Below are 16825 nucleotides of genomic sequence, written 5' to 3'. Positions count from 1 at the left end.
GAATGCTGACAATAATTCATATAACCGGCATCCGCCCTCGGGGAGATCACATTTTGCGGCAACGGCGTTCTTTCCTGGTATCCGGACCTGCCCTCGCCTGGTTGATGGCGTGGACGCTGGCCGTGGTGTCGTTGCCAGCCCAGGCCCAGGACGCCTGTCGGGATGGCCGGCTGCAGCTGGAGCGGGGGGTGACTGGCATCCGCAACCCGGGGTCCTGCATCTGGTATCTGGAAGACCCCGACAAATCCCTGACGGTGGAGGAAGTCATCCGGCGGGGCCGGGCGGCCTTCACCCAGCACCAGGGCGGCGTGCTCAACTTCGGTTATACCGAGTCGGCCTACTGGATCCGGATGGACCTCCAGCCCCGTGCCGGAGCCACGGACTGGGTGCTGGAACTGGCGTTGCCGCTGGTGGACGAGGTCCGGCTGTATCTGGTGCGCGACGGCACCCTGGTCGACCACCGCCGGGCCGGTTACCACGACAACTGGCAGCAGCGGGACCTGGCGGTCCCCAATCCCACCTTTCGCCTGGCGCTGGCGCCGGATACCGTCACCACCGCCTATCTCCGGGTCATCAACACCAACACCTTCCGGCTGCCCATCAGCCTGTGGCAACCAGACACCTACATTGAAAAGGTCTCCGTGGACGAGGCCGTGCGGGGCGTGCTGCTGGGCGCGATCCTGGCGATCCTGGCCTACAACCTGTTCGTGGCGGTGTCCGTGCGCGAACGCAGCAACGTCTACTACGTGCTCTATCTGGTATCGGCCGCGGTGTTTATCGTCACCGAGCAGGTGCATGGGGTGCAGCTGCTGGACAGCCGTCCGGCCGTGTTCAGCAAGGAATACCTGCATTTCCAGATCGTCCTGACCTGGTTCTGGGGGCTGCTGATGGCCCGTTCCCTGCTGGAAACCCGGGAGCGCTCCGCCGATCTCGATCAGGTCATCCGCCTGTGCCTCTATTCGGTGGTAGTGACCTTCGTCCTGTGTTTCTTCCTGCCCTATCACGTGGCCATGGAATGGATCGTGCTTGGCTCCATCCTGCTGAGCCTGGTCCTGATCCTGGTCAGTTACCTGTCCTGGCGCTATTCCAACCCGGCGGCCCGTTCCTACTTCTTTGCCTGGACCCTGGCGTTGGTGGGCTTCGGCATCTATGCCCTGACTGTGATGGGGTACCTGCCCCTGAACACCTTCACCGGCTACTCGCCGCAGATCGGGCTGACCGCCCAGATCATCCTGTTTTCCTTCTCCATTGCCGACCGGATCAAGCAGGTTCAGGGTGAGGCGCTGTCCTGGAGCCAGCGGGCCCTGGCCAACCTGAAACGCTACCAGTCGCTGTTCGACAACGCGGTGGAAGGGGTCTTTCAGATGTCGCGGGAACGCCGCTTCGTGACCGCCAACCCGGCCATGGCGCGCATGCTCGGATACAACAGCAGCCGGGAGTTGCTCCGCCACAACCCGGACGTGCTGGACACCTGCATTGCCGATGAGCGGTTGCGTCGGCTGGTGGTGGAGCAGTTGCAGGCCAAGGGCTCGGTCAAGGGCATTGAGGCCCGCTATCTGACCCGGGACGGCGCCGAACGCTGGGCCACGCTGTCGCTGCATACCGCCTACGATGCCGACGGCGAGCCGACGCACCTGGAAGGCACCTGCATCGATGTCACCGAAAGCCGCCAGCGTCAGCGCATCGAGCGGGAACGGGAGCAGGAGCGTCTGGAGAAAGAGCTGGCCCGCAACTCCGCCGAGGCGAAGAGCCAGTTCCTGGCCAACATGAGTCACGAGATCCGCACCCCCCTGGCGGCCATCATCGGCTACGGCGAAACCCTGCTGGACCCCGACCTGACCGAGGCGGAAAAAAGGCGCAGCGCGGAAACGGTGGTTCGGAGCGGGCGCCATCTACTGGATCTGGTCAACGACATCCTGGATCACTCGAAGATCGACGCCAACAAACTCGACGTGGACATCGTGCCGGTGAACGTGCCCGAGTTCCTGGCGGATGTCCGGGCATTTTTCGCGCCCAAGGCCCGGGAAAAGGGGCTGGATTTCCATGTCGCCTGTGAATTTCCCCTGCCCGAGCAGATTCATACCGACCCCACCCGCTTCCGGCAAATCATTATCAACCTGTGCGGTAATGCCCTGAAGTTCACGGAAAAGGGTGCGATTTCCCTGTCCGTTCGTTGCGACCGAGCGCGGGAACTGCTGATTGCCCGGGTAACCGATACCGGCATCGGCATGAAACCGGAGCAGCTGCGCCGGTTGTTCGATCCCTTCGCCCAGGGCAGTGCCGCCATTTCCCGGCAGTACGGCGGCACCGGGCTGGGCCTGAGCATTTCCCGGCGTTTGGCGGAACTGCTGGGGGGCAGCATTACCGTTGCCAGCACCTATGGCGAGGGCAGCGAGTTCGAAGTCTCGATCCGCACCGGGCGCCTGGACGGTGTGCCCCTGCTGCGGGACGCGTCGGCACTGGGCCCCCGAGGCGGTGATTTGCCCCAGGTGAACGTGCCCCGGCTGGCCGGCCGGATCCTCTGCGCCGAAGACAACGACGTCAACCGGCGCCTGGTGTCATTGATGGTGGCCCGCACCGGCGCCGAACTGGTGCACGTCGGCAACGGTGCCGAAGCCCTGGAGATGGCGATCCGGGAGCCGTTCGACCTGATCCTGATGGACATCCAGATGCCGGTGATGAACGGCCGGGATGCCACGGCCGCCCTGCGCGAGGCGGGGGTCAATACCCCGGTCGTCGCCCTGACCGCGAACGTGATGACCGAGGACATCGCCGACTACCGGTTGGCGGGCTGCAATGAACACCTCGCCAAGCCGATCGACAGGCAGCGCTTCTACGAACTGCTGGGACGGTATCTGCCCCGGCGCCCGGACGCCGGGCCGGCGCGCGGGCGGGTGCTGGTGGCCGCCGGCGATGCCGACCGGCGACAGGCGGAACAGGCTCTGGGCCGCCTGGGGCTGGAGGTGGTGTTCGTGTCCGGAGGCGACGAGGCGGTCCGCACCGCCCTGTCGGATTCGGTGCGGCTGTTGTTGCTGGCGCCGGAGTTGCCAGGCCTGGATGGCGTGGCGGCAACCCGGCTGCTGCGCCAGGCGGGGTTCCGGCGGCCGATCATTGCTTGGTGTCAGGATGGGGATCCGGCCCGCGCGGCCATGTTGGAAGCCGGCTGCGACGAGGCGCTGGCTCGGCCGATCGATCCCGACCGGCTGATCCGTTATCTGGACAGCCCGGAGACGCCGCCACCGGCGGTCGACGAGGAACCGGAGCTGGGAGACCTGGTGCGTCAGTTCCTGTCCGGGCTGGATCAGCGGCGCCAGGCCATGGCCCGGGCGCTGCGCGAGCGCCGGCCGGAAACCCTGCGTCACGAGGCGCACCAGATCAAGGGTACCGCCGGTGCCATGGGCTACCCCGCCATGACCCGGCAAGCCGGTGCCCTGGAGCACCTGCTGCGGACGCCAGCACCGGACTGGCAACAGGTGGCCGAGGCGCTGGCCGGCCTCGATGAGCAGATGGCACGGGCGCTGGCGGCTATGGCTGCGGCGCCCTGACCCGGCACATTCTGGAACCACGACAGGAACATTGACATGAATGACAGCTCCGAGCGCAAAGAACAGTATTCCCTGAGCATGATGTACGGCACCTACGCCGACATCCTGTTCGTGCTCTTCCCCTTCCTGGTGATTGGCATGCAGCGGTTGTGGGATGGCAAACTCTACGACACCCTGCTGCAGCCGGACCTCAGCATTGCCTCGGCGATCCTGGCCGGGCTGGCGATGGGCAAGTTTGTGCTGGGGCTGGTAAGCCACCGGGATCTGGGGCGTTACAAGGAGCGCATCGTGTTCTTCATTGCCCTGACGCTGTTTCTGGTGCTGGGGCCGGCGATCATTCTGATGCTCAGTATCGTCGGTCACGCCGAAGTGCCGGGGTTTGTTGCCTTCGTCCAGCCGGTGCTGCTGATCATCGCGGTTTCGCTGTACAGCACCGCGGTGAGTATCAGCAACCTGCTGACCCGGTTCGGCAGTGATGCCGGCAGCTCGACGGGCGCCGGCGCGCTGTCGGACGAAGCGCCGGACACCCCCGCCGGTGCGGTCCGACCCGCCCCCCTGGACCTGCCCCGGCGCAGCGGCAACGGGCCTTATTGATCAGCGGTCGGTGCGGGGCATCGACCGGAGTCGACGGGAGAAACAAGATGACGGATCTGCGAGTGCTGGTGGTCGAGGATGAGCCCGTAATGCGGGCCAAGCTCAGGGACATGCTCTACCGGGCCGGCGCCACCCGGGTGGTGGAGGCGGAGGATGCCGCCTCGGCGCGGGCTGCGTTCGAGGCGAGTGAATATCATATCGTGTTGCTGGATCTTGGCCTGCCGGATGAGGATGGCCACGAGCTGATGAAAGCGTTCAAGGCGCGGCGCGAAAGCCAGCACATCGTGCTGGTCACGGCGGACGATTCCATCGACAGCATCCAGCGGGCGATCAGCGCCGGCGCCAACGGCTATGTGGTCAAGCCCTATTCCCAGGAAAAGATTCACGATGTGATCAACAACTACGCCATGGTCCATGGCGGTGACGTGGTGCTGATGCAGGGGCCGGGCCGGCGTCACTGACCGGCCCGCCCCGGGTTGGCGTCAGGCGACCTGGCGGGCGATCCAGGAGTTGTAGCGGGTGGCCAGGGCCCGGACGTAACGGGCCTCGGCGCCGTCGAGGTTGCCCAGGACGCCCTTGAAAATCCAGCCCCGCTCGTACAGGCCAAGCACCCGCTGCTCGTCGTCCAAGTTGACCCGCTGGTTCAGCTTCTTGCAGATCGCGTCCAGCAGCGGCAATTTTTCGGGCCGCTTGATCGGGCCCTGTCGATTGCCCGCTGGTGCGTTGGCGGCACGTGTGGTCGGACGTCTCTTCATGATCTTCTCCTTGTCGTTTTGCGGCTGCAAAAACAAAACCCCGGAGCCAGGAGCAACCGGGGTTTGTCAGAAGATCGGACCCGGTCGCGAAGAAGGCTCCCGGGACTGCCGAAAGCCGTCAGATGTCTTTCACCATGGCACGCGCGGACGGCCCCTTGCGGCGGTCGGCGGCTATGACAACAGTGGGCTGATGATGCAACATCGGATAACGGCTCCCGAATACGAATTCCATGGTCAGTGTATAGCCTCCCGGGCCGTTTGCAAGGGCTCGCCGGCTTCGGCAAACCCCTACAGACGGAGGCGGTCGGAATCCCCATAATGCGCAGCGTCACGTGTTTTTACGTTGTGCAATCCGCGATGCCTGCCGAGTCAGGTGTCTATGGATCTCTCCTTTCTACGCAGTCGGTTCGGCTGCGTTTTTTTTTGCCCCTCGGAAACTGCGTAGCCACTAGTTCGTACTGAGGCAGCCCTCTGTTTTGGCGATAATTTAGTCACTCAGACCAAGTCCATTCATCCCACTCAAGACAGAGGTTGAAACGAAGAACATGTCCGACGAACCCGGATCAGTCAGAAACAGGTTCCGTTCCGATTTTATCGTCGAAATGGTTTTGATGGCCGCGCTGGCGGTGTATTTCCTCCTTGCCAGGGACCAAGTGGTGGGGGCCGACCTGGGCTTCACCGTGGTCGGTGCCGTGCTGATGGCGCTGGCGACCTACTGGACGCTCCACACCCTCAAAGACGGCCTGCAGTTCCTCACTCTGCGGCTTCGTCCTGGCAAGTGATCCGCTTCCAGGTGGTGTGCAGGATCAGGGCGTCGTTGGCGGCTCGGTGAATCGGCAGTCCCAGCTCGGCGATCACCTGTTGCCGGACGCCCGACCACTCCCGGACCTGCTGCGGACTGAGCAGCATGGAAATGGACTCCAGCTGGAACTCGGGCTGCAGATTGGCGGCCCGGAACAGCCGGTGCAGCCAGAAACTGTCAAAAGTCCAGGCATCGCAGAACACCTGCGGAGGCAATAGCTCGTTCAGCCGGCGGGCCACCTCCCGCACCCCATGGCCATCGGCCTGAAGCGTGCGCCGGGAGATGCCGTGCACCCGTTCTGCGCTTTCCGACCAGTCCCGCCACAGCGCATGGGGGCTGATGAGCCAGCTGTGCAGGGTCCCGTCCGGCAGGCAGATGCCCACTTCGATCGGGTAGCTGGCAATGAGATCGAGGCTGGAGGCCTCGAAATCAATGAAGGCCGGAATCGATTCGCAGGTCATGGTGTCCGAGTGTTCCAATGGCGTGTGTTTGCCGAGTTTACCCGCCCAGCTCGCCGGACGCGAACCCAACCTGACGTGGCACTGTTACAATATGTCCAGCCCGTATAAAACTCCGATGACAGTCGGCTGTCATTGCCATTGCGAGTGCGAGATTCCGAATGACTGATACCGTGGTAGTGATCTATTCCGGGGGGATGGACTCCTTCACCCTCCTGCACCGGGCCCTGGCCCGGGGCCTCCGGGTTCATGCCCTGTCCTTCGACTACGGCCAGCGCCATGTCCGTGAACTGGCGTGCGCCCGCCAGGTGTGCCAGGCGTTGGCCATTCCACACAAGGTGCTCGATATCCGCGCCATGTCCGAGGTGATGAGCGGCTCCTCGCTGACCTCGGACATCGACGTGCCGGAGGGGCATTACGAAGAGGAAAGCATGAAGGCGACGGTGGTGCCCAACCGCAACATGATCCTGCTGTCGCTGGCCACCGGTTACGCCGTCACCGTCGGTGCCCAGGCGGTCTGGTACGGCGCCCATGGTGGCGATCATGCCATCTATCCGGACTGCCGGCCCGAATTCGTGGAGAAGATGGATGCGGTCTGCCGTATCGCCAACTATGAGCCGGTAGCGATCGAGGCGCCCTTCATGCACATGGACAAGGGCCAGATCCTGGCGGAGGGCCTGAAACTCGGGTTGGACTACCGGCACACCTGGACCTGCTACAACGGCCGCGAGCGGGCCTGTGGCCGCTGTGGCTCCTGCGTCGAGCGCCTGGAAGCCTTCGCCGCCAACGGTGTCCGCGATCCCCTGGAATACGAGGTGCCGGTCTGATGTACCGGGTCAAGGAGGCTTTCTACACGCTTCAGGGCGAGGGTGCCCAGGCCGGTCGCGCCGCGGTGTTCTGTCGGTTCAGCAAGTGCAACCTCTGGAATGGCCGGGAACGGGACCGGGCTCGGGCCGTGTGTTCGTTCTGCGATACGGACTTCGTGGGCACGGACGGCCAGAACGGCGGCGTGTTCGAGACGGCGGAGGCACTGGCGGACCATCTGTGGCGCTTGTGGCCGTCCGCACCGGGGCGGCCCTATGTGGTCTGCACCGGTGGCGAGCCCCTGCTGCAGCTGGACGACGCATTGGTGGCGGCCTTGCACCGCCGTGGTTTTGAGGTGGGTGTGGAGACCAACGGTACCCTGTCGCCACCGGCGGGCATCGACTGGCTGTGTGTCAGCCCCAAAGCCGACGCGCCGGTGGTCGTCGACCGCTGCGACGAGCTCAAACTGGTGTTTCCTCAACCCCTGGCGATGCCCGAGCGTTTCGAGCATATCCAGGCCCGCCATTACTTCCTGTCCCCCATGGCGTCACCCGCCGCGCCGGCCTCCGGCGAAGATACGGTCAAGCTTGCCAATACCCGTAAGGCCACTGAGTATTGCCTGGCACATCCCCGTTGGCGCTTGACCCTGCAGATGCACAAGCTCATCGGCATCGACTGAGATCAGGCGCTCGCCCGGGGGCGGCCCGCCTCGGCAGGCACAGCCAGGGCTTCGCTTCGGTACCGGCTGGGGCTGCGCCCGGTCCAGCGCTTGAAAGCGCGGGTGAAGTTGGCGGCGTCGGCATAGCCCAGGGCATCGGCGATCTGGCTCAGGTTCATGCCGGTGTGCGTCAGCAGTTCTCGGGCCCGTTCCAACCGCACCTGGTCCACCAGGTGCTGGAAACTGGCCTGCTCTTCCTGAAGTCGCCGTTTCAGGGTCCGCTCCGAGACAAACAGGGTGCTCGCCACCCGGGCCAGCTTGGGGGGGAACGGGTAGCTGGTTTCGATGACCCGGCGAACCCGGCAGGCAAAGCCGGCATCTTCCGACAGGCGTTGCAGCGCCTGTTCGCACTCCGCCCGGGAGGCGGCCGCCCGTCGTTCGTCGCAGAACCGGAGGGGCAGGCCGAGCTGGTCCTGGGGCACCAGCAGGGCGTCTTCGGTGGCATCGTAGTGGACCGGGACCGGTATCTGGGCACGGAAGCGCTGGAAATAAGCCGGTTCCGGGCCTCGGCGCAGGATCCGGATGCCGGTCACCGGGGTACCGGTGAGCTGGGTCCCCATGGACACACAGCCCAGCAGCACCGCGTCCAGAATCAGATTATGCAGGGGCCCAGGGTCCACTTCCGAGGTGACGGTGTACCAGGCCTGACCCTGGGTCAGGCGCTTGCGCACGTGCCAATGGGGCGCGCGCAGGGTCAGGTAGCGGGTTAGCAGGTCCAGGGCCTCGCCCAGGTTGCGGCTGCTCATGACGGCAGTGCCCAAGGCACCGTGGGTGGGCGGCTGCATCGCCTGGGCCAGCAGGATGCCGAGACCCGGCTCGCCACTTTCGATGATTGCCCGGGTGACGAACTCGCTGGCCTGGGCCTGGCTGACCCTCAGTTCCGTGGCGTTCAGGCGGTCCGGGTCCAGCCCGACCCGCAGCAGCAGGCTGCGGTCATCAATGCCGATGGAGCGTAGCAACTGGGCCAGGGTATGCAGGTAGATGGCCGGCATGCCCAGGTCCTTGGCCGTGGAAGCGGAGGCGCGCATGGGGTTCCCCTTTGCTGTTCCTGTGTTCTGTTGTTGTTATGCAAGGCCGGGTTATGTCGCCCGATTATGCGCGCTTCGACGGACAATCCCTTGGCTTCGGTGACTGAGAACGGGGCCATTCGGGCCAATTGGCCCGCCGGTCCCGACCGGCTGTCAGGGCTGGTGGCGCGCCACGAAACGGGCGAACACCGATGCCGAGCGGCGGGGAACCTCCACCATGGGCAGGTGACCCACCCCGGGGAAGACATGAAGCTCGGCCCCGGGGGTGGCCCGTTCGAACCAGCGCACGCAACGGGTGGGGGTGATGGTGTCGCGGTCGCCCCACTGCACCTGCATCGGCGGCGTGTCCTTGCCCAGGTAGCGTGCCGGCGCCAGCGGGTCGGCCAGCATGTCCCGGAAAATGTGTTCCAGGGCGCGGGTGCGTCCCAGCAGGTCCGGGCCGAGCAGCCCGGTCATTGCCACCCCCAGGACCGACGGCCGGCCATTGCCCACGCTGTTGAACATCCGGTAGACCCCACGCCAGTCCCGGGGGATCAAGATCTGGTCCCGGTCGCTCTGGAACGGCGCGTCCGGTGACCGGTCGGGCTGTTCGGGAATGCCGGCGCTGTTGAGCAGAGTGAGGCTGCGCGGGGGGGTGGCCAGGTGGTGTGCGAGGATGGCGGCGATGGCCCCGCCCATGGAACTGCCGGCCAGGTGCAGGTCGCCGGCGGGCTGCTGCTCCAGCCAGGTGTTCAGGCGCTGCGCCTGGCTTTGATAACGGTAGCAGGCCTCGACCCGGTAGTCGCTCTCGCCCAGTCCGGGCAGGTCCGGTACCAGAAGGTGCCAGTGCCGGGGCAGGGCCTGGAGCCACAACGCCCAGTTTTCCTTCATCGAGGCAAATCCGTGGATCAGCACCACGGTGGGCCGTCCCGGGCGGGGGTGGCCCCGTTCCAGGTACACCATGCGATGGCCGTCCACGGTGGTGACGCGGCGTCGGGCATTCAGCAGCCATCGTTGCCCGGTGCGGGCAGCGGGCCAGAGGTTGGGGAATAGCATGGCAGGTCCTTGCGCGAACTCGTGCCATCAGTCTAGCGTGCGTGTGGCGGCCGGCGTTGGCCGGGTCGCCCGGCCGGGGCGGCGGCCGGGTCAGTCACAGCCGGAGGTCGACAATCACCGGATTGTGGTCGGATACGCCCCAGGGGCCCGAGTCGGGTTCCGGCAGTCCCGGACCGCGCGGTTCGTCGGTGTTGACGAGCCAGGCCTGGGCGGCCAGCACCGAAGGCACCAGCGCGGAGGAGGCCAGAATGTGGTCCAGGGCACCTCGGTGACCCCGGTAGCGGTAGGTGTAGTGGCGGCACTGGGCGGGGGTACAGGGATGGAAGTGCGGCAGCAGGTTGACATAGCCGTGCTCGGCCAACACCTGCAGCGGTGTTTCCTGGCTATAGCTGTTGAAGTCGCCGGCGATAAGCGTGCCGGCGACCGGTTCGAGTGGGGCGCGGAGCCCGTCCACCAGGGCGGTGGCGGCCCGGGTGCGTTGCCCGGCGTGGCAGCCCTGGCCGTCGCCCCGGTCCCGCTCTTCCCCGGCGGCGCCCTGGCAGGATTTGGACTTGAGGTGCACCGCCACGACCCGCACCACCGGCCCGCCCGCTGAGCGCTGGAAGGCCTGTATTTGCGGGGGGCGCCCCGGGCCGCTGCTGAAACGGGTAGGCGGGCCCACCGGGCGTACCCGGTCGCGCCGGTAGTAGATCAGGGTCCGGATGGCGTCCCGGCCGTCGGCGCCGGGCGTGGCCACGAAGTGCCACCGGGGCCCCAAGGCCCGGGCGAGGTCGGCGGCGGCGCTGTGCTCGTCGTAACCGTCGTTTTCCAGTTCGCTGAGCGTCAGGATATCCGGATCCGGCGCCGTCAGCAGTGCCACCAGCCGGTCGAGCTGGCGTCGGTACTGGGCTTCGCTGGTGGCGCCCCGTGGTGTCGGGAAGCCCCCGCCCTGGCCGTCGCCGTTGAACAGGTTCGCCAGGTTGAAGGCCATCACCCGCAAGGTGGCGGTGTCCGGGCGGGGCGGCGCCGGCGGCCTGGGGTTGGCGGGAATGTGTCGGGGTGGCCGGGTCGGCTGCAGGCGCCAGCGGTTGAAGCGGTAGTCCAGCACACCCTGCAGGTCGCTCAGGGTGTCTCCCAGGCGCAGCCCGGGCTGGCCAGAGGGCCAGGGAATGGGGCGCGGGTCGCGGACACCCCGGGCGTCGTCGAGAATCAGCCCGTGACCATTCCGTGCCGGAAGATCCGGTACGCCGGGCGCCGGCGGCCGGTATTCGGTGGGGATCACCGGGTCTGAGGGGGCCAGTTCCAGTTCGCCGTAGCGGGCCAGGTTGTGGCTGTCCACGACCGTGGCGGTGGTGGGCACCGCCACCCGCATGTTTTCCAGGGGTTCCAGATCGGCCCGGGCAGACAGCTCCAGAGGCAGGGGCTCGGGCAGTGGCGCCGGGCCGCAGAGGATCAGCGTCTGGACGTTCGCCAGTTCCGTCAGGCCCCGGTACTCCCGAACCTCGCCGGTCAGGCGAAGGCGAGTGCCGGGCTGGCCTCCGGGTCGTCGGGTGTAGACGAACAGGGCCTCGGAGGTCCGGGGGTTGTCGTCGGCCTCGGCCTCGGACTGTTGCAGGTAGAAGCCCTGCAGGCCACCGTCGCCCCGGGCGTCGAGGGTCATCACGCCTTCCACGGTGACCGGCTGGCCCACCAGGGGCGAGCGTTCACCCTCACCCTGAATCCGGGCGATCGGGGTGAAGGGGTCGCCGCAGTCACCGCCGGCACTGGCCGGGGTGGCGGCCAGTAGCAGCAGGGCGGCGGTCAGGACGCGGTGGTGCCGCACCGTGCCTGGTCAGGACAGGCCGGCCACGGCCTTCAGCGCCCGCTCCCGGCGGCTGCCGAAGCCGAGCTGGTCGGGGTTGGCCAGCTCCAGTTGCTGCACCAGCGGGTCCGGATGCTCGTTGTCGAAGGTAATGCCGAGCCGGGACAGCACGTAGGGGGTCAGCGCGGCCCGGGTGTGGATTTCCAGGCGGCCGTCGTCCATGCCGTAGTCCCGGGCGATGATGCGTTGCTGGGCTTCGGTGAGACGATGATCCGGGGTGATCACCAGGGTCACTTCGCGGTTCCAGTCCTCGTCCTGGTCCCGGGTGTGCTTGGCGCGTTGCCGCAGGGCCTCGGGGGCGGAACGGAAACGGCTGAGGGCAAAGTCCCGGTATTCCCGGTTGGAGTCGCACCAGGCCCTGAGATGCCAGTTGTTGCCGGTGCACACGAGAGTATGGGGCTCCAGGATGGTTTCCGCGGGTTCCGGCCGGCTCAGGGAGGTGTAGCTGGCGCGCAGCTGGCGACCCTGACGGATCGCGCTCACCACGGCCCGCATGGTATCCGGCAGCACGACCCGGTTGGGCGTGGTCACCACATGGCTGCCCGGCAGCCCCAGTTCTAGGCTTTCGAAGGTGTGGCTCAGGTTCTGCTGGCGCGCCAGCAGGTCCAGGTATTCGCCGACGTCACCCCGGGTCACCACCGGCCGGAACTCCGGGGCCGGAACATAACCCTTGAGGTGCCGGTCGTACTGCAGGTTCCCCGGCGCCAGTTCCCGCAGGTAGGTGTTGATGTCCTTGGACGCCTGCTGGCGGCCGATGCCGAAGCTGTGACAGATGTGATTGGTGGTCAGGCGGCCTTCCCACAGTGCGATGGTCTCAATCAGTCGGTAGCGTAGAAGCAAATCCCAGCGGATGGGCCAGTCCGTCTTTTTCATATCCAGGCGCTCGCGGATCCATTGAAAAGCTTGGATTTATGTTACCTGCTCCCGGTCATGCGGTCTGTTACGGCCCATTAATAATGTAAAACTATGTGAAATTGCGCCCGTGCCCGGCAAGCGCTTGCATCGGTCTCGGGAAGTGCTTAGTGGCCTGCTCCGGCAGCGGCTGCTGTAATGCCTTTCCCGGCCATGTCCGGTCCCTGCTGCTATGGTGTCAGCCATGGCCATTCAATCTGCTATCCCAAGGTCCGGAGCCGCTGCATGACCCGTATGGTCGCCTCCTTGTCCGCATTGATTCTGAGCATCGTGCTGCTGGTGTCCGGCAATGCCTTTCTCATGACCTTGCTGGGCATTCGCCTGGGGATCGAACAGGTGGCGCCGGACATCATCGGCTGGGTGTTGGTGTGCTACTCAATCGGCTTCGTGCTGGGTACCCTGTACGTGCACCGGATCATCGGCCGGGTGGGTCACATCCGTGCCTTCGCCGTGTTCGCGGCCTTCGCGGCAGTGGCGTCGCTGATGTATCCGATGGCGCTGTCGATGGGGTTCTGGGCGTTTCTCCGGGTGTTGTCCGGTTTCAGTATCGCCGGTGTCCTGGTGGTGGTGGAGAGCTGGTTCTCCAGCCGGGCCACCAACGCCAACCGGGGCGCCCTGTTCGCGGTGTATCAGGTGGTGTTCTACCTGTCCGCCGCCGGTGGCCAGTTGTTGGTGAACGTCGGTGATCCCGCCAGTTTCTTGCCGTTCTCCCTGGCCGCGATCCTGCTGACCCTGGCGCTGGTGCCGCTGTCCCTGACGCGAATGGAGGCGCCGGTGATCGAACAGGTCAGCCGGCTGTCGTTCTTTACCCTGGCGCGGGAGTCTTTCACCGGCGTTGCCGGCGCGGTTATCTGCGGGGTGCTGATCGGTGGCTTCTACGCCCTGGGGCCGGTCTATGCCACTCTGGTGGGCCTGGACCTGGCGAAGGTCTCCACGTTCATGGCCAGTGCCATCGTCGCCGCCATGATTCTGGCCTGGCCGCTGGGGCGGGTCTGTGACCGCTTCGACCGTCGCCGGGTGATGTTCTGGGTGGCACTGACGGCGGCCCTGGCCGCGGCTCTGGTGGGGCTTCTGGGCGCCTTCGATCCCTGGCTGCTGATGCTGCTCGTGGGCACAGTGGTCGGTCTTTCCGCCACCCTCTATCCGGTCGCGGTGGCGATCACCAATGACCGCATGGAAAGCAGCCGCATCGTGCCGGCCAGCGCCACCCTGCTGCTCAGCTACGGCATCGGCAGCGTACTCGGACCGATCGTGATGGCCCGTCTGATCGCGCTGCTGGGGCCGGAGGGGCTGTTTTTTGGAATGGCGGTTTTCCTGACCCTGCTGGCGCTGATCACCAGTTATCGAATCAGCCATACCGAGGATGTGCCGGTGGCGGACCAGGAACAGTTTGTCACCACCATGCCCGAATCTTCCGTGGTGCTGACCGAGCTGGACCCGCGCAACGAGGCGTTTCAGGAGGCTCCAGAGGCGCAGGAGCCGCCGCCCGAGTCGCAGATGCCGAAGGCCGGTTGATTCCGGCCTTTCGGTTTTCCCGCATATATGTTTCTGCATCCGTATCTGTATTTATGCCAATGGTTAGCATACTATTGTTGGCTTTTCGATAATGTGAGCATGTGGCCTGCCGTCCAGGCGGCAGCAAGGCCCCCTCGGAGAGGAGCATGAGACCCATGAGAGAGCAGTTTCCCTTTGCCGTGGCCCGGGTGACCCGCCGCTGGCGCAAGATGCTGGATGAACGCCTCAAGGATCTGGGAGTGACCCAGGCCCGCTGGAGCACCATGGTGTACCTGCAGCAAGGGGGCGAAGGACTGACGCAACGGGAGCTGGCCAACCTGATGGCCATCGAGAATCCGACCCTGGTGCGGCTGCTGGACAGCCTGGAGCAGCAGGGTCTGATCGAGCGCCGCCCCTGCCCCAATGACCGCCGGGCCCGCCGGCTCTACCTGACCGACGCCGGTCGGGCGTTCATGGACGATCTATCCGCGCGCGCGGCCAAGCTCCGGGAGGAGATGCTCGACGGCATCGGTGACCAGGAAGTGGCGTGTGCGCTGAAGGTGTTCCAGAAAATCATGGAAAACGCCGAAAAGCAGAAATAGGAGTCCGCCCTGACGGATTATTCGGTCGAGGGTCTACGGGCCCGCTACGGAGAACGCTGGCGCTGGCTGGCGGTATGCACGGTGATGCTGGGCACCATGGCGACGGTGCTGAGCGCCACGGTGGTCAACGTTGCCCTGCATGACATCATGCTGGAGTTCGGGATTCGCCAGGGGCAGGTGCACTGGCTGGCGACCGGGTTCATCGCCGCCATGACCACCTCCATGCTGGCCTCTTCCTGGTTGTTGGACCACTGGGGCGTGCGCCGGACTCTGGCCACCGCGATGGCGCTGTTTTCCCTGATTTCCGTCGCGGGCGGCTTCGCCGTCTCACCGGAGCAGTTGATTGCCGCCCGGGTCGGCCAGGGGGCGATGGCGGGACTGATGCAGCCGATGGGCATGTATCTGGTGTTCCGCATCTTTCCCCAGGACCGGCGCGGCCAGGCGATGGGCATCTACGGCATGGGGGTGATCCTGGCCCCGGCGCTGGGGCCGGTGCTCGGCGGTGTCCTGGTGGACGAACTGGACTGGCGCTACGTGCTGTTCGCGCCGGTGCCGGTGACCTTGCTGGGGGTGGTCATGGCCTGGCGTTTCCTGCCGTGGCCCCGTTTGCGCCCCGAACCCTATCGTTTCGACTGGCCGGGGCTGGCGTTGCTGGGGCTCACCATCGCCCTGGCCCTGGATACCCTGAACCGGCTGCAGCAGTTGTCCGGGCAGGAGACGCGACTGCTTGGCCAAGGCCTGGTCATGCTGGTGAGCCTGGTGCTGTTCATCGCCCGGGAGCGGACGGCCCGGCATCCGCTGGTCAATCTCGCGCTGTTGCGTCTGCCCTCGTTCCGCCAAGCCAACCTAGGCGCCCTGGCTCTGGGGCTGGCCTTGTTTGGCTCCACCTATCTGATCCCCCTGTTCGTGCAGACATCCCTGGGGTTTTCCGCCACCGAGGCGGGGTTGTTGATGCTACCGGCGGGTGTGGTCCTGGGGGTGACCTTTCCTCTGGCGGGGCGTCTGGCGGATCGCCGGAGCGCGCGTTCCCTGGTGGTGACCGGCATTCTGCTGTTCGCCCTGTCGGCCATCCTGTTCGCTCTGTCCGGCCAGGCGCTGGCGTTTGGCTGGCTGGCCCTTTGGGCAGTGCTGGGGCGGATCGGTATTGGCTTCATGCTGCCGGCTCTGTCCACCGCGGCGCTGAATCCGCTGCGACCGGAACAGCTGGGGGCCGCCTCCAGCACCATCAATTTCACGCGTCAGCTGGGGGGTGCCTTTGGCGTTAACCTGGTGGCGCTGGCGGTGGAGTTCGGGGAACACCAGGGTGAACTGCCGGCTCCCGCCGCCTTCCACGGGGCCTGGTGGCTGGTGGCGGTGTTTGTTGCGCTGGCCGTGATTCCGGTCTGGCGGATGCGGACTTAGTTGCGATCGCTCGCCGGATTGGCTAGGATACGCGCACCTTCAGGGGAGTAGCCTTCGCGCCGGGCCTTCGGGTACCGGGCGAACGGTGGTCAACACACTTGGAGCCCAATCTCCATGGCCACCGTGTCTCGCCGTCGTTTGGCGGGATTGGCAAGACCTGAGGCAGATCACCCCCAAGGGCGGAGGGTGAGCTGCCTCATGTCTGTCTTCCGCCCTGGAGCCGTATTCATGGATGCCTTCCTTGCCTCGACCCTCGCGGTCGCCATTGCCGAGATCGGTGACAAAACCCAGTTGCTGTCCCTGTTCCTGATCGCCCGCTATGGCCAGCGCCTGCCGATCATCCTGGGCATACTCCTTGCGACGCTTTTGAATCATGCGTTGTCCGCCTGGATCGGAGCCTGGGTGGCGAGCTGGCTGCCTGACGCCTGGTTGCCCTGGATTCTGGCCGTCAGTTTCATCGCCATTGCCCTGTGGCTGCTGATTCCGGACAAGGACGACAGCGAATCTTCCCGGTTTCTCGGCATGGGGGCGTTCATGGCAACCTCGGTGATGTTTTTCCTGGCGGAAATCGGCGACAAGACCCAGGTGGCGACCGTGGTGCTTGCTGCCCGGTACGCCGAGACATTCTGGGTTATCATGGGGACGACTGTGGGGATGTTGCTGGCCAATGTCCCGGTTATCATGGCGGGTCGCTGGCTGATGGAGCGCCTGCCGCTGGCCACCGCACGGGTGGGCGCCAGTCTGCTGTTCGTGGTGCTGGCCGTGGTGACCCTGTGGGGGGCTCTGGTGAACTCCTGACGGGCGTGCCTGTCACGGTGGGTGTGGGTTTACGACTTT

16 protein-coding genes are annotated in these 16825 nt (G+C 65.8%); 10 read left to right on the top strand and 6 right to left on the bottom strand.

Annotated elements, in window-relative coordinates; genetic code table 11:
• Positions 1 to 53: 53 nt before the first annotated feature.
• Genes BTO32_RS05355 through BTO32_RS05345 form a run of 3 tightly spaced genes read left to right on the top strand, consistent with a single transcriptional unit; the run spans position 54 to position 4600 of the window.
• Positions 54 to 3545, top strand: a complete 3492-nt coding sequence (locus tag BTO32_RS05355; RefSeq protein ID WP_076723427.1) for a 7TM diverse intracellular signaling domain-containing protein — start codon at positions 54 to 56, stop codon at positions 3543 to 3545.
• Between the two features lie 36 nt (positions 3546 to 3581).
• Positions 3582 to 4139 carry a hypothetical protein gene (locus tag BTO32_RS05350; RefSeq protein WP_076723426.1) on the top strand — a complete coding sequence of 186 codons (558 nt, stop codon included), beginning with the start codon at positions 3582 to 3584 and terminating at the stop codon, positions 4137 to 4139.
• A 47-nt stretch (positions 4140 to 4186) separates the two neighbouring features.
• Entirely contained in the window at positions 4187 to 4600 is a 414-nt protein-coding gene (locus BTO32_RS05345; RefSeq protein ID WP_076723425.1) for a response regulator, read from the top strand.
• A 21-nt stretch (positions 4601 to 4621) separates the two neighbouring features.
• Here BTO32_RS05345 and BTO32_RS05340 read toward each other — a convergent pair whose 3' ends face one another.
• Positions 4622 to 4894 (bottom strand): hypothetical protein, encoded by a 273-nt coding sequence (locus tag BTO32_RS05340; RefSeq protein WP_076723424.1) that lies wholly within the window; start codon positions 4892 to 4894, stop codon positions 4622 to 4624.
• Between the two features lie 545 nt (positions 4895 to 5439).
• On the opposite strand from BTO32_RS05340, the gene BTO32_RS05335 reads away from it, so the two are divergent.
• Positions 5440 to 5676, top strand: a complete 237-nt coding sequence (locus BTO32_RS05335; protein WP_076723423.1) for a hypothetical protein — start codon at positions 5440 to 5442, stop codon at positions 5674 to 5676.
• Here BTO32_RS05335 and BTO32_RS05330 read toward each other — a convergent pair.
• Entirely contained in the window at positions 5648 to 6157 is a 510-nt protein-coding gene (locus tag BTO32_RS05330; protein WP_076723422.1) for a 3'-5' exonuclease, read from the bottom strand. The genes BTO32_RS05335 and BTO32_RS05330 overlap by 29 nt on opposite strands.
• 158 nt (positions 6158 to 6315) lie before the next feature.
• Here BTO32_RS05330 and queC point away from each other — a divergent pair, with 158 nt between their 5' ends.
• Both queC and queE read left to right on the top strand, forming a co-directional pair.
• Positions 6316 to 6981, top strand: coding sequence for a 7-cyano-7-deazaguanine synthase QueC (gene queC, locus BTO32_RS05325; RefSeq protein WP_076723421.1), 666 nt, complete (start codon positions 6316 to 6318; stop codon positions 6979 to 6981).
• Positions 6981 to 7637 carry a 7-carboxy-7-deazaguanine synthase gene (gene queE / locus BTO32_RS05320; protein ID WP_076723420.1) on the top strand — a complete coding sequence of 219 codons (657 nt, stop codon included), beginning with the start codon at positions 6981 to 6983 and terminating at the stop codon, positions 7635 to 7637. The genes queC and queE overlap by 1 nt, the downstream gene beginning before the upstream one ends.
• A gap of 2 nt (positions 7638 to 7639) precedes the next feature.
• Here the strand turns inward: queE and BTO32_RS05315 are convergent, their stop codons facing one another.
• The 4 genes from BTO32_RS05315 to BTO32_RS05300 form a co-directional block, all read right to left on the bottom strand.
• Positions 7640 to 8704, bottom strand: coding sequence for an AraC family transcriptional regulator (locus BTO32_RS05315; RefSeq protein ID WP_076723419.1), 1065 nt, complete (start codon positions 8702 to 8704; stop codon positions 7640 to 7642).
• Between the two features lie 153 nt (positions 8705 to 8857).
• A complete protein-coding gene (locus BTO32_RS05310) occupies positions 8858 to 9739 on the bottom strand; it encodes an alpha/beta fold hydrolase (RefSeq protein ID WP_076723418.1) in 882 nt (293 codons plus the stop codon).
• 94 nt (positions 9740 to 9833) lie between these two features.
• Complete coding sequence (locus tag BTO32_RS05305) at positions 9834 to 11540, bottom strand: ExeM/NucH family extracellular endonuclease (RefSeq protein WP_076723417.1); 1707 nt, start codon at positions 11538 to 11540, stop codon at positions 9834 to 9836.
• A 9-nt stretch (positions 11541 to 11549) separates the two neighbouring features.
• The gene (locus tag BTO32_RS05300; RefSeq protein WP_076723416.1) at positions 11550 to 12452 is read right to left on the bottom strand and encodes a helix-turn-helix transcriptional regulator; all 903 of its coding nucleotides are present in this window, start codon (positions 12450 to 12452) and stop codon (positions 11550 to 11552) included.
• Between the two features lie 264 nt (positions 12453 to 12716).
• Between BTO32_RS05300 and BTO32_RS05295 the strand changes: the two genes are divergently transcribed.
• The 4 genes from BTO32_RS05295 (at position 12717) to BTO32_RS05280 (ending at position 16786) form a co-directional block, all read left to right on the top strand.
• Positions 12717 to 14006, top strand: coding sequence for an MFS transporter (locus BTO32_RS05295; protein ID WP_076723415.1), 1290 nt, complete (start codon positions 12717 to 12719; stop codon positions 14004 to 14006).
• Between the two features lie 155 nt (positions 14007 to 14161).
• On the top strand, positions 14162 to 14587 hold the full coding sequence (locus BTO32_RS05290; protein ID WP_076723414.1) for a MarR family transcriptional regulator: 426 nt from the start codon (positions 14162 to 14164) through the stop codon (positions 14585 to 14587).
• A gap of 9 nt (positions 14588 to 14596) precedes the next feature.
• Entirely contained in the window at positions 14597 to 15988 is a 1392-nt protein-coding gene (locus BTO32_RS05285) for a DHA2 family efflux MFS transporter permease subunit (protein ID WP_076723413.1), read from the top strand.
• A 228-nt stretch (positions 15989 to 16216) separates the two neighbouring features.
• Positions 16217 to 16786 (top strand): TMEM165/GDT1 family protein, encoded by a 570-nt coding sequence (locus BTO32_RS05280; protein ID WP_076723412.1) that lies wholly within the window; start codon positions 16217 to 16219, stop codon positions 16784 to 16786.
• Positions 16787 to 16825 lie beyond the last annotated feature (39 nt).

The organism is Marinobacter lutaoensis, assembly GCF_001981305.1.
GTDB classification, from domain to species: Bacteria; Pseudomonadota; Gammaproteobacteria; order Pseudomonadales; family Oleiphilaceae; genus Marinobacter; species Marinobacter lutaoensis.
The sequence above is the reverse complement of the archived record's forward strand: the minus strand, read 5'-3'. Positions and strand labels throughout refer to the sequence as shown.